The organism is Archangium gephyra (assembly GCF_042230915.1).
GTDB lineage: Bacteria > Myxococcota > Myxococcia > Myxococcales > Myxococcaceae > Archangium > Archangium gephyra_B.
On the sequence record NZ_CP102578.1, the window covers coordinates 7,200,321 to 7,214,135 of the forward strand.

Here is a 13,815-nt window from a genome sequence, read left to right on the forward strand (position 1 = left end):
CGGCTCCGTCACGATCCGGCTCCACTGCATTTCTCTGTATCTCCTGTTTTCAGCGTTTTGATATCCTTGGGGTGCGAAGCACCTACGCTGAATAGAGGGGGTTACGAATGAGAAGGCCAGACGCACGGAGGGGCGCCACGCGCTACCTCGTGATGGGCTTGTTGGCACTGGCGGGTTGTGGCCGCGAGGATGCGCCCGCTGATGCAGCGCCCTTGGGGAGCCGCTCGGCGGCATTGGAGTCCGGGCCGGATCTGGTCGTCACGCAGGTGCGTGGCCCGGCCAGCGTGTGGAAGGGGCAGGGCTTCACGGCCACCGTCAAGGTGTGCAACCAGGGCACCGCCCCGGCCTACAACTGGCCACGGGTGGAGCTGTTCCTGTCCATGGATGACACGCTGACGCTGCCGGCTCCGGGCACCCCGCCAGGCCCGTCAGACGACCAGGAGTCCATCGGGTTCGCGGACCTGACCCAGTCCCTGCAGCCCGGACAGTGCGAGAGCCGGAGCGTGTACGCCTACGCCGGGCTGCCGCCCGCGTCGACGGGAGATGGCGCCTACTACCTGGCGGCCGCCATCGACACCACCCACGTGGAGATGGAGGCTCGCGAGGACAACAACGTCCTCGTGAGCGGCCTGATGGGCGTGGGCTCCCGCGCCGATCTCGTGGTGACCGAGGTGAGCGCGCCGCCCAGCGTGCGCAATGGCTACGGCTTCAAGGCCTCCGTGAAGGTGTGCAACCAGGGCACCGTCCCCTCCTCGGGAGGTTCCTACTACCCCTACGGCAGCTCCCGGCTGGAGCTGTTCCTGTCGATGGACACCGAGCTGACGCTGCCGGATCCGTCCAATCCGTCCCCGAGCATCCCGATGGATCAGACGTCCCTCGGGTATGTGGAGCTGGAGACGCTCAGCCCGGGGCAGTGCGTGAAGAAGGAGGTGTACGCCTCCACCACCCTGCCGCCCGCGGCGACGGGAGACGGGGCGTACTACCTGGTGGCCGCTGTCGACACGACGCGGCTGGAGCAGGAGCTGCGTGAGGACAACAACGTCCTCGTGAGCGGCCTGGTGGGCGTGGGCGAGCGCCCGGACCTCGTGGTGACCGAGGTGAGTGGCCCGGCCAGCGTCAGGCCCTGGCAGGGCTTCACGGCCACGGTGAAGGTGTGCAACCAGGGCACCTCCCCCACCGCCAGCTACTCCTCCGGCGCCCGGATGGAGCTGTTCCTGTCCGCGGACACCTCGGTCACGATGCCCGCCCCCGGGCAGCCGCCGGAGCTGATGCCCATCGCGTCGGTGAATCTGGACCAGACCCTGTTGCCGGGGCAGTGCGTGACGAAGCGCGTGTTCGCCTCCGCCAGCCCGCCGCCCGAGAGCACGGGGGATGGCGCGTACTACCTGGCGGCCGCCATCGACACCAACCATGTGGAGCAGGAGCTGCGCGAGGACAACAACGTGCGCGTGGGCGGCCTGATGGGCGTGGGCCACCGCTCCGACCTCGTCGTGACCCAGGTGAAGGGCCCCACCAGCGTCCGGCCGGGCCAGGGTTTCCTCGCCACGGTGACGGTGTGCAACCAGGGCACCTACTCCACCAACAGCTACTACCCCAAGGCTCGCCTCGAGCTGTACCTGTCCATGGACACCGAGCTGACGCTGCCGGATCCGTACATGCCCTACCCGGGCATGCCCATGGACCAGCAGGTCATCGGGGAGCTGGAGCTGGACACGCTGTATGAGGGCCAGTGCGTGACGAGGGACGTGTACGCCCACCCCTCGCTGCCCGCCGCGGCGCCGGGCGATGGCGCGTACTACCTGGCGGCCGCCATCGACATCAACCATGCCGAGCAGGAGCTGCGCGAGGACAACAACGTCTTCGTGAGCGGCCTGATGGGCGTGGGCCACCGCTCCGACCTCGTCGTGACGGACGTGAGCGCGCCGCCCAGTGCGCGGCCCGGCCAGAGCTTCATGGCCTCGGTGACGGTGTGCAACCAAGGCACCTCTCCCACCAGCGGCTACTACTCCGGACCGAGGATGGAGCTGTTCCTGTCCACGACTCCCGAGCTCGCGATGCCGGACCCGTCCCTGCCCTATCCGGGCAGCATGAGCCAGGTGCCGCTCGGGTTCATGGAGCTGAACCAGTCCCTCAATCCAGGGCAGTGCGTGACGCAGAGCGTGCCCGCCTCCGCGCACCTGCCGCCCATGGCGCCGCCCGACAGCGCCTACTACCTCGGGGCCGCCGTCGACACGTCCCATACCGAGCAGGAGCTGCGTGAGGACAACAACGTCTACGTGGAAGGGCTGATGGGCGTGGGCTACCGCGCCGACCTCGTGGTGACCGAGCTGAGCGGCCCCACCAGCGTGCGGCCCGGCCAGCCCTTCGCGGTCACGGCGAAGGTGTGCAACCAGGGCACCAGCTCCGCCTATGGCTACTCGCGCCTCGATTTCTTCCTGTCCATGGACACCGAGCTGACGCTGCCGGGCCCGTCCATGCCCTCCTCGGGCTCCGCGGACGACCAGGCGTTCATCGGGAGCGTGGACCTGAGCCAGTCCCTGGCGCCGGGGCAGTGCGTGAACAAGAGCGTGCTCGCCTCCGCGTACCCGCCGCCCATGGCGCCGCCAGACGGCGCGTTCTACCTCGCGGCCGCCGTCGACACGAACAACAACGAGCTGGAGCTGCGTGAGGACAACAACGTGCGCGTGGGCGGCCTGATGGGCGTGGGCCACCGCTCCGATCTCGTGGTGACCGAGCTGAAGGCCCCGGCCAGCCTGTCGCCCGGCCAGAGCTTCCTGGCCACGGTGAAGGTGTGCAACCAGGGCACCAGCTCCACCAGCGGCTACTACTCCGGAGCGCGCCTCGAGCTGTTCATGTCCATGGACACCCAGCTGACGCTGCCGGAGCCGTACATGCCCTCCCCCCCCATGCCGGAGGATCAGCGCTCCATCGGGTACGTGGAGCTGGACCCGCTGAATGAGGGCCAGTGCGTGACGAAGAGCGTGTACGCCAACGCCGACCTGCCGTACGCGGCGCCGAGCAACAGCGCGTACTACCTGGCGGCCGCCGTCGACACGAACAACAACGAGATGGAGCTGCGTGAGGACAACAACGTCCTCGTGGGCGGCCTGGTGGGAGTGGGCTACCGCGCCGACCTCGTCTTGACCGAGCTGAGCGCTCCGGCCAACCTCGCGCCCGGCCAGCCCTTCACGGCCTCGGTGAAGGTGTGCAACCAGGGCACGGCCCCCACCGGCAGCAGCTCCTACTCCGGCATGCCGCGGGTGGAGCTGTTCCTGTCCATGGACGCCGAGCTGACGCTGCCGGGCCCGTACATGCCCTACATGCCGGAGGACCAGCGCTCCCTCGGGTACGTGGAGCTGAGCCAGCAGCTGAATCCCGGGCAGTGCGTGACGAAGAGCGTGCCCGCCTCCGCGGACCTGCCCTACGGGGCCCAGCCGGACGGCGCGTACTACCTCGCGGCCGCTGCCGACTCGACGCAGGTGGAGCCGGAGCTGCGCGAGGACAACAACGTGCGCGTGAGCGGCCCCGTGGGCGTGGGCTACCGCGCCGATCTCGTGGTGACCGAGCTGAGCGCGCCGGCCAGCCTCATGCCTGGCCAGGGCTTCACGTCCTCGGTGAAGGTGTGCAACCAGGGCACCAGCTCCACCAACGGCTATTACTCCCCGCGCCTCGAGCTGTTCCTGTCCATGGACACCGAGCTGACGCTGCCGGACCCGTCCATGCCCTACCCCGGGCCCATGGACCAGACGCCCATCGGCTACGTGGAGCTGAACCAGCCCCTGCAGCCGGGGCAGTGCGTGACGAAGAGCGTGTCCGCCAACGCCTCGCTGCCGCCCGCGGCGCAGGGTGACGGCACGTACTACCTGGCGGCCGCCATCGACACGAACAACACCGAGCAGGAGCTGCGCGAGGACAACAACGTCCGCGTGAGCGGCCCGGTGGGCGTGGGCTACCGCTCCGACCTCGTCGTGACGGAGCTGAGCGTCCCCGACAGCGTGTGGCCCGGCCAGAGCTTCACGGCCTCGGTGAAGGTGTGCAACCAGGGCACCGGTCCCGTCAACGGCTACTCCTACGGGCCGCGGCTGGAGCTGTTCCTGTCCATGGACACCGAGCTGACGCTGCCGGACCCGTACATGCCCTACCCCAGCATGCCCATGGACCAGACGTCCATCGGCTACGTGGAGCTCAACCAGTACCTGAACGCCGGGCAGTGCGTGACGAAGAGCGTGTACGCCAGCGCCTCGCTGCCGCCCGCGGCGCAGGGGGACGGCGCGTACTACCTCGCGGCGGCCGTCGACTCGACGCACATGGAGCAGGAGCTGCGCGAGGACAACAACGTCCGCGTGAGCGGCCCCGTGGGCGTGGGCTACCGCTCCGACCTCGTGGTGACCGAGGTGAGCGCTCCGGCCAACACCATGCACGGCCAGAGCTTCACGGCCTCGGTGAAGGTGTGCAACCGGGGCACGGCCCCCACCAACAGCGGCTACTACGGGCCGCAGGTGGAGCTGTTCCTCTCCATGGACACCGCGCTGACGCTGCCGGAGCCGTACATGCCCTACCCGGGCCCGGCGACGGACCAGGTGTCCATCGGCGCCGTGGAGCTGGACCAGCCCCTGAATCCGGGGCGGTGCGTGACGAAGAGCGTGCCCGCCTACGCGGCCCTGCCGCCGGATGCCATGACCGATGGCGCGCTCTACCTGGTGGCCGCCGTCGACACGGACCACGCCGAGCAGGAGCTGCGCGAGGACAACAACGTCCTCGTGAGTGGCCTGATGGGCGTGGGCTACCGCTCGGACCTCGTGGTCTCCGAGGTGAGCGCCCCGTCCAACCTCGCGCACGGGCAGCCCTTCACGGCCTCGGTGAAGGTGTGCAACCAGGGCACCACCCCCACCCAGGGTTACATGGGCATGCCGCGGGTGGAGCTCTTCCTGTCGATGGACACCGAGCTGACGCTGCCGGATCCGTCCATGCCCTATTCGGGCATGATCATGGACCAGCATTCCCTCGGGTACGTAGAGCTGAACCAGCCCCTGTACCCCGGGCAGTGCGTGACGGCGAATGTGCCCGCCAACGCCTGGATTCCGCCCGCGGCGCAGGACGACATGGCGTTGTACCTGGTGGCCGCGGTCGATACGAACCGCGCCGAACAGGAGTTGCGTGAGGACAACAACGTCCTCGTGAGCGGCCTGGTGGGCGTGGGCTACCGGCCGGACCTCGTGGTGACGCGGGTGAGTGGCCCGGCCAGCATGGCGCCCGGCCAGGGCTTCACCGCCTCGGTCGAGGTGTGCAACCAGGGCACCCAGCCCAGCATGGGCGCCTCGCGCCTCGAGGTGTTCCTGTCGATGGACACCGAGGTGACGCCGCCGGATCCGTCCATGCCGTCTCCAGGCCTGGAGAGCGAGCAGATGCCCGTTGGCTCCGTGGACCTGAACCAGCAACTGGCTCCGGGGCAGTGCGTGACGACGAGCGTGCCCGCCTCCGCCCAGCTGCCGTATGGGGCCCAGTTGGATGGCGCGCTCTACCTGGCCGCTATCATCGACACGACCCGCATGGAGCAGGAGCTGCGCGAGGACAACAACGTCCTCGTGGGCGGACTGATGGGCGTGGGCTACCGGCCGGACCTCGTGGTGACCGGGGTGAGCGCCCCGGCCAGCGCGGGCCATGGCGAGAGCTTCACGACCTCGGTGACGGTGTGCAACCAGGGCACGTCCCCCACCTACGGCGGCTCCTATTACGGATCGGCCGTGGAGCTGTTCCTGTCGACGGATACCGAGCTGACGCTGCCCTCTCCCACCAGCCCGTCCACGGGCATGGAGAGCGACCAGATGCCCATCGGCTACGTGCAGCTGGAGCAGACCCTGGCGCCCGGGCAGTGCGTGACGAAGAGCATGTCCGCCTCCGCCCAGCTGCCTCCCGACGCCCTGGGAGATGGCGCGTACTACCTGGTGGCCGCGGTCGACACGAACCACGCCGAGCAGGAGCTGCGCGAGGACAACAACGTCCTGGTGAGCGGCCTGATGGGCGTGGGCTTCCGCTCCGACCTCGTGGTGACCGAGGTGAGCGCCCCAGCCAGCGTCACGCACGGGCAGTCCTTCACGGCCTCGGTGAAGGTGTGCAACCAGGGCAAGAGCCCGTCCTACGGCGGTTCCTCCTACGGTCCCGGCGTGGAGCTGTTCCTGTCGATGGACACCGAGCTGACGCTGCCCTCTCCGGGCTCGCCCTACCCGTCTCCCGGCATGCTGATGGATCAGCAATCCATCGGGTACGTGGAGCTGGGCCAGCCGCTGAATCCGGGGGAGTGCGTGACCAAGGACGTGCCCGCCCATGCCGCCCTGCCGCCCGCGGCGCAGCCTGACGGCGCCTACTACCTGGTGGCCGCCGTCGACACGGTGGCGATGGAGCAGGAGCTGCGCGAGGACAACAACGTCCACGTGGACGGGCTGCTGGGCGTGGGCTACCGGGCCGACCTCGTGGTGACCGAGGTGAGCGCCCCGGCCAGCGTCGAGCACGGGCAGCCCTTCACGGCCTCGGTGAAGGTGTGCAACCAGGGCACCACGCCGCTCCAGGGCTACGCGGGCCCGTCGCGCGTGGAGCTGTTCCTGTCGGTGGATGCCACGGTCTCGATGCCGTCCACGAGCTCGCCGGGGATGCCGGTGGATCAGCTGTCCATCGGCTCCGTGGAGCTGACCGAGCCCCTGGCTCCGGCGCAGTGCGTGACGAAGGACGTGCCCGCCTACTCCTCCCTGCCGCCCATGGCGCAGGGGGATGGCGCGTACTACCTGGCGGCCGCCATCGACACCACCCAGGCCGAGCAGGAGCTGCGCGAGGACAACAACCTCCTCGTGAAGGGCCTGATGGGCGTGGGCTCCCGGCCCGACCTCGTGGTGACCGAGGTGAGCGCTCCGGCCAGCGTGCAGCACGGGCAGGGCTTCACGGCCTCGGTGAAGGTGTGCAACCAGGGCACGGTCCCCTCCATGGACACGGCCTGGCTGATGGTGATGCTCTCGACGGACACCCAGCTCTCGCTGCCCGACCCGAGCGGCCCGCCGCCCGCGGATCAGATGAAAATCGGCAGCATCGACGTGGCGCCGCTGCCGGCCGGCCAGTGCGTGACGAAGGACGTGCCCGCCTACGCCTCCCTTCCGGCCGGGGCGCAGGCTCCCGGGGTGTTCCACCTGGGCGCCATCGTCGACGTGGACCGCTGGGTGCAGGAGCTGCGCGAGGACAACAACACCCTCGCGGAGACCTCCCTCGAGGTCACGTACTAAGTCGGGAAGGTGACCGGTCCGCGAGGAGCAGCCAGGCCTCGCGGATCGGCTGGAAGTCCCGGTGAGCCAGGAGCCCCGCCATGCAAGCGGGCCCTGGCTCCCATAGCGGGCATGGAGGCTCGCCAGCAGAGGCGCCAGGGAAGGGAAGTCTTTTCCTTCCGCGTGCCCCTGCACACCCTCACGGCATCCCCTACCGCTTGGGAGGAGCCATTGGGGTCCCGAAGCTTCCAGCTCACCCTTGGCGCACGCCTGCTCGAGAATGGCCGCACGCATTTTCGTGTCTGGGCCCCGCGGCGCCGGCGGGTGGACGTCTGTGTCCATGAACCGGGAGGCCTCCGCTACCTGCCCCTCGAGCACTCGGGGGGCGGCTATTTCGAGGGCACCCTGCCCGTCCCGGCCGGCAGCCTCTACAAGTACCGCCTGGATGGCGGAGAGGCCTTCCCGGATCCCTGCTCCCGCTTCCAGCCCGAGGGCCCGCATGGCCCCTCGCAGGTGGTGGACCCCACGCGCTACGCCTGGAAGGACGAAGGCTGGCCCGGCATCACCCCCAAGGGCCAGGTCCTCTACGAGGTGCACCTGGGCACCTTCACGCCCGAGGGCACCTATGAGGCGGCGGCCCGGAAGCTGCCGCTGCTCAAGGAGCTGGGCATCACCACGCTGGAGCTGATGCCGCTGCACACCTGCCCCGGCCGCTTCAACTGGGGCTACGACGGCGTGAGTCTCTACGCGCCCCACCCCGCCTACGGGAGCCCGGACGAGCTGCGGCGCCTGGTGGACGAGGCCCACCGGCTGGGGCTCGGCATCATCCTGGACGTCGTCTACAACCACCTCGGGCCGGACGGGAACTACCTGTCCCAGTACTCCGAGGGCTACTTCAACAAGAAGTACCCCAACGAGTGGGGAGACCCGACCAACTTCGACGACGGAGAGGCGGCTGGGCCCTCGCGGGACTTCTTCATCCAGAACGCCTGCTACTGGGTGGCCGAGTACCACTTCGACGGGCTGCGCGTGGACGCCACGCAGAGCCTGTACGACGCCTCGCCGCGCAACATCGTCGGGGAGCTCGCCGAGCGGGTGCGCGAGGCGGCGGGAAAGCGGCGCCTGCTGCTCATCGGGGAGAACGAGCCCCAGGACGTGAAGCTGGTGAAGCCCCCCACCGAGGGCGGGTACGGCATGGACGCCCTCTGGGTGGATGACTTCCACCACTCGGCGAAGGTGGCGGCGCTGGGCCGCTCCGAGGCCTACCTGCAGGACTACTGCGGCACGGCGCAGGAGCTGCTCTCGTGTGTGCTGCGCAACTCGCTCTACCAGGGGCAGTACTACCAGTGGCAGAAGAAGCCCCGGGGCTCGCCGCTGCTGCACACGGAGGCGCGGCACGTCGTCTTCTACCTGCAGAACCATGATCAGCTCGCCAACGCCCTGAAGGGCGAGCGGCTGCACCAGCAGGCGGGGCCGGCGCGGGCCCGGGCGCTGACAACGTTCCACCTGCTGCTGCCGCAGACGCCCATGCTCTTCATGGGACAGGAGTTCTTCGCCTCCTCACCCTTCCTCTACTTCGTGGACCACCACGCGGAGCTGCGGGAGCTGGTGCGCAAGGGGCGCAATGACTTCCTCTCCCAGTTCCCGAGCGCCCGGCATGCCCTGGAGGAGGAGGGGTACCAGGTGCCTTTCGGGGAGGAGGCCTTCCAGCTGTCCAAGCTGGACTGGTCCGAGCGCGAGAAGAACGCGGCGGCCCTGGCGCTGCACCGGGACTTGCTGAAGCTGCGGCGGGAGGATCCGGTGTTCGCGGCGCAGGACCTGAAGGGGATGGCGGGAGCGGTGCTGTCGCCGCACGCGCTGGTGCTGCGCTATTTCGGGAGCGGGCAGGAGGGCGACCGCCTGGTGCTGCTCAACCTGGGGGCGGAGCTGGAGGTGGCCCCGTGCCCCGAGCCGCTGCTGGCGCCACCTCCGGGAAATAAGTGGAGCCTCCTGCTGACTTCAGAGCAGGTCCGCTACGGCGGAATGGGAAGCCCCCCCTTCGCGGATGACACGCGCATGCGGGTGCCTGGACAGACATCGCTCGTGCTCGCGAGCGAGGAGACGAAGCCGTGACCCCTGGAACTGAGTGCCCCTCTCTGCCCCGGCTCGCCTTCGAGTGGCCCACGGGCGCGGACTTCTCGGACGTCCTCACCCGCGAGTGGCTCGTGAGCAACGGGCGTGGCGGTTATGCCGCGGGCACGGTGGCGCGGTGCAACACGCGGCGCTACCACGGGCTGTTCATCCCCGGCCTGGAGAAGCGCGGCCGCACGGTGATGCTGGCGCGGCTGGGCGAGCAGGCCATGGTGGAAGGCCGTAAGTACCGGCTGGACGCGGAGGAGCGCGCGGACGGGACGCAGGTGTCCGAGGGCGCCACGCTGCTGCGCGGCTTCCACCTGGACGGCCTGGTGCCGCATTGGATCTACCAGGTGGGCGAGGCGCGCTTCCAACGCAAGCTGGCGCTGGTGCACGGGGAGAACACGCTCGTCGTGGTGTGGGAGCACCTGTCGGGTCCCGAGGTGACGCTGCGGCTGCGCCCCTTCCCGGCCCTGCGCATGCACGACGACAAGCTGCACCACACGCTGCTCGAGCCCGTCGTGCACCTGAGGGGCTCGCGGGTGGAGCTGCAGGCCACGGACGGCGCGCCGCCCATGCGGATGCGCATCTACTCGCCCTGCCCGGCGCCGTTCGTGAGCATGGGCGAGACGAGCGCACCGCAGTTCTTCCGGGTGGAGAAGGCGCGCGGGTACGACTACGTGGAGACGCTGTCGAGCCCGGGCTACTTCGAGTGCACCCTGCGGCCGGGCGAGCACTTGGCGATGGGCGTCACCACCGAGGCCTGGACCGTCCTGGAGCGGGATCCCGTGGAGACGCTGGCGCTGGAGTATGAGCGCGAGCGGCGGCTGCTGGTGCGGGTGCCCGAGGAGGCGCGCTCGGGCGTGCCGGCGCGGCTGGTGCTGGCGGCGGACCAGTTCATCATCGATCCGATGCGCCCCGCGGACGACGCCTGGGCGCGCGCGGTGGGCCAGGACGCGCGCTCGGTGATCGCCGGCTACCACTGGTTCACGGACTGGGGCCGGGACACGATGATCTCCCTGGAGGGGCTGACGCTGTGCACGGGGCGGCCCCGTACGGCGGCGGCCATCCTGCGCACCTTCCAGCACTACGTGCGTGACGGCCTGCTGCCCAACCTCTTCCCCGAGGGTGGCAACGAGGGCCTGTACCACACGGCGGATGCGACCCTGTGGTTCTTCCACGCGGTGGACCGTTACCTCGAGCACACGAAGGACTACGAGCTGCTGCGGGACTTCTACCCGACGATGGCGAGCATCATCGAGCACCACCAGAAGGGGACGCGCCACAACATCCGCGTGGATCCAGCGGATGGCCTGCTGAGCCAGGGTCAGGAGGGCTACCAGCTCACGTGGATGGACGCGAAGGTGGACGGCTGGGTGGTGACGCCGCGGCGCGGGAAGCCGGTGGAGATCAACGCGCTGTGGTTCAACGCGCTGCGGTTGATGGTGGAGTGGTCGGAGCGGCTGGGCAAGGACCCGAGGCCCTACGCGGGAGCGGCGGAGAAGGCCTACGCGAGCTTCAACCGGCGCTTCTGGAACGCGGCGGAGGCGTGCCTGCTCGACGTGGTGGATGGGGAGGACGGGAAGGATGATCCAGCGGTGCGGCCCAACCAGGTGTTCGCCATCTCGTTGAAGTACCCGGTGCTGCGGCGGGACAAGTGGGAGCCGGTGCTGGAGAAGGTGCGCAAGGAGCTGCTGACGCCGGTGGGCCTGCGGAGCCTGGCGCCGGCGCACACGGACTACAAGCCGAAGTACGACGGAGACCTGCGGGCGCGCGACGCGGCGTACCACCAGGGCACGGTGTGGGGCTGGCTGATCGGCCACTACGTGGACGCGACGATGAAGGTGAACTCGGACAAGGCGGCGGCGCGGGCGCTGCTCAAGGGCCTGGAGGAGCACCTGGATCACGCGGGTCTGGGGCAGATCAGCGAGGTCTTCGACGCCACGGAGCCGTACCGGCCGCGCGGGTGCATCGCGCAGGCCTGGAGCGTGGCGGAGGCCCTGCGCGTCTTCCTGAAGACCGGCGTGCACTGAAGCGCTCGTCTGCTAGGGTGCGCGCTCATGGCATCCACTGAGCTCCGCACCCTCTACCCGCCCATCGAGCCCTACAACACCGGCCGTCTCCGCGTGTCGCCCATCCACGAGATCTACTTCGAGGAGAGCGGCAACCCGAAGGGCAAGCCGGTGGTGTTCGTCCATGGTGGGCCGGGCAGCGGCACGGATCCCAAGCAGCGGCGCTTCTTCGATCCGGCGGCGTACCGCATCGTCCTGTTCGATCAGCGCGGCTGCGGCAAGAGCACGCCCTTCGCGAGCGTCGAGGAGAACACCACCTGGCACCTGGTGGAGGACATGGAGACGCTGCGCCGCCACCTGGGCATCGAGAAGTGGCTCGTGTTCGGCGGCTCGTGGGGCAGCACGCTCTCGCTGGCCTATGCGCAGAAGCACCCGGAGCGAGTCTCGGAGCTGGTGCTGCGCGGCATCTTCCTGCTGCGCCAGCAGGAGATCCGCTGGTTCTACCAGCACGGCGCGCACACCATCTTCCCGGACGCGTGGGAGGACTACCTCGCGCCCATCCCGCCCGAGGAGCGGGGAGACCTGGTGCGGGCCTACCACCGGCGGCTGATGGGAGACGATTCCAAGGTGCGCCAGGAGGCGGCGCGGGCCTGGAGCGTCTGGGAGGGCCGCACCAGCTACCTCGCGCCCAACGCGAACTACATCGCGCACCTGGGCGAGGACGACTTCTCGCTCGCCTTCGCGCGCATCGAGTGCCACTACTTCGTCAACCGCGCCTTCCTGCGCAGTGACACCCAGTTGCTGGACGACGTGCCGCGCATCCGCCACATCCCGGCCGTCATCGTCCAGGGCCGCTATGACATGTGCTGCCCCATGGACAGCGCCTGGGCGCTGCACAAGGCCTGGCCGGAGGCGGAACTGAAGATCATCGCGGACGCGGGCCACGCGGCGTACGAGCCGGGCACCACGGCCGCGCTCGTCGAGGCCACGGACAAGTTCCGCCGGTAGCGGGAGTGCGCTACCGCTGCAGGTAGAGCGGCCACCGGTCATCTTCCTGGAACACCCCCAATATCCAACTCGGACTGAGGGAGTGCACGAGTACCGAGGTGCAACGGTGCTTCGTCCACAGCGGCAGCAAGGACTCCAGTCCCTGCTCCAGCTCGACCTGCAGCCAGGGCGTCCCTCCCACCTTCTGGCTCAGCGCGCTGGCGACGATGAAACAGTGCTGCTCGATCTCGAGTCCCTTCGTGGCGCCGCGCAGCCAGCGTGCGAATGCCTCGGGCGCTTCCCAGGGGCGCTCGCGGTGCTCGTAGGAGAAATCGTCATGCGGGATCTCCAGGAGCCCCGAGATGCCCTGCATGGCCTCGAGCACGCCTACCTGCCGCCCGACGTACGCGCTCAGGCCCACCAGCCGGACTCCCTCCAACTCCGCGAAGAAGGACTGGAGTTCCGGCCTCTCCAGGAGCCGTGGGTCCTCGCTCTGATTGTGGACGAGCACGAGGTTGCAGACCACCCGGAACCCCACCCGCTCATCCACCAGTTCCCAGGGGCCGACGTCGCGTTCCACCAGGGTGAGCACGGCGTCCTGCCAACCCGTGGGGCCCGACAAGAATTCACAGCCCCGGCAGTCGATGAGCACCTCCCCGAGATGGCCGGGGCGCATCAACCGGATCTTCAGTTGCTTGAGGTAGTCGCTGTACTCGTGAAGGGACGCGCACGCGCCCCTCCACTGCTCGAGCGTGCGGCGGGTCTCCTCCCGCCGCTCCGGGGTCATGAACTTCCGCAGCCGCTGATCGATGGCCGAGGAGCGCATCGGGTCCCGGCTCAGCCCCCGTGCTTCTCGATGAGCTTGCCGATGCGGGGAATGGCGGCCTCGACGTTCTTCTTCGCCGTGCCGCGCAGCTTCTCGTAGGTGCCCTTGACGAGGCCGCTCTGCGCATTGCGGACCTTGCCGTCGGTGATGGCGAGCAGGGCATCCGCGGCGCGCCCCGCGTTCGACGCGATATGGGCCCCGACCGGCTTCCCACCCGTCTTGGCCTCCTGGAAGAGCGGATCCAGCGCCTTGGCGAACTCGGGGAGGAGATCCACCACGGCGTGCCGGATGAAGCCGGGCTTGATGTTCTTCACGGCGCTGTAGCCCGCCTTGATGGCGAGACCCGAGATGCCGCCCTTGTCGGCGACCTCGGCGTCGATGAGCGCGCAGCAGTCGTCGACGACCGCCGCCTTCTTGTTCTCGTTGGTCAACGTCTCGGTGAGTGACGCCATCGAATCGTGCCTTTCGTTCACTGGACGGAACGCGCCCGGAGGCCGCGAAGCCCCGTCCGGTCCGCCCGGGCGCATAGCACATCCCACCCCGCGCGGGAGGGCCCTTGCTCCTCGGGCCAGCCCCCCAGGTAAACACCCCCGGGGTCCGAATCAAGGAGGGGCGCCCCCGGGTGTCCGGG

6 protein-coding genes are annotated in these 13,815 nt (G+C 69.2%); 4 read left to right on the plus strand and 2 right to left on the minus strand.

Translation table 11 applies throughout. The features are described 5' to 3' along the window. Positions 1 to 107 precede the first annotated feature (107 nt). The 4 genes from NR798_RS28175 to pip all read left to right on the plus strand — a co-directional run bounded on the left by NR798_RS28175 (position 108) and on the right by pip (position 12,379). The gene (locus NR798_RS28175) at positions 108 to 7,268 is read left to right on the plus strand and encodes a CARDB domain-containing protein (RefSeq protein ID WP_375765603.1); all 7,161 of its coding nucleotides are present in this window, start codon (positions 108 to 110) and stop codon (positions 7,266 to 7,268) included. A 210-nt stretch (positions 7,269 to 7,478) separates the two neighbouring features. Beyond that, positions 7,479 to 9,359 carry a malto-oligosyltrehalose trehalohydrolase gene (gene treZ / locus NR798_RS28180; protein WP_375765604.1) on the plus strand — a complete coding sequence of 627 codons (1,881 nt, stop codon included), beginning with the start codon at positions 7,479 to 7,481 and terminating at the stop codon, positions 9,357 to 9,359. Next, positions 9,356 to 11,392: an amylo-alpha-1,6-glucosidase gene (locus tag NR798_RS28185; RefSeq protein WP_375765605.1), complete on the plus strand. Its 2,037-nt coding sequence runs from the start codon at positions 9,356 to 9,358 to the stop codon at positions 11,390 to 11,392. Before treZ ends, NR798_RS28185 begins: the two co-directional genes overlap by 4 nt. A gap of 27 nt (positions 11,393 to 11,419) precedes the next feature. Further along, entirely contained in the window at positions 11,420 to 12,379 is a 960-nt protein-coding gene (gene pip, locus NR798_RS28190; protein WP_375765606.1) for a prolyl aminopeptidase, read from the plus strand. Positions 12,380 to 12,389: 10 nt separating this feature from the next. Here pip and NR798_RS28195 read toward each other — a convergent pair whose 3' ends face one another. Next, a complete protein-coding gene (locus tag NR798_RS28195; protein WP_375765607.1) occupies positions 12,390 to 13,184 on the minus strand; it encodes a hypothetical protein in 795 nt (264 codons plus the stop codon). Between the two features lie 11 nt (positions 13,185 to 13,195). Continuing rightward, complete coding sequence (locus tag NR798_RS28200; protein ID WP_375765608.1) at positions 13,196 to 13,636, minus strand: DUF6918 family protein; 441 nt, start codon at positions 13,634 to 13,636, stop codon at positions 13,196 to 13,198. Positions 13,637 to 13,815: the final 179 nt, after the last annotated feature.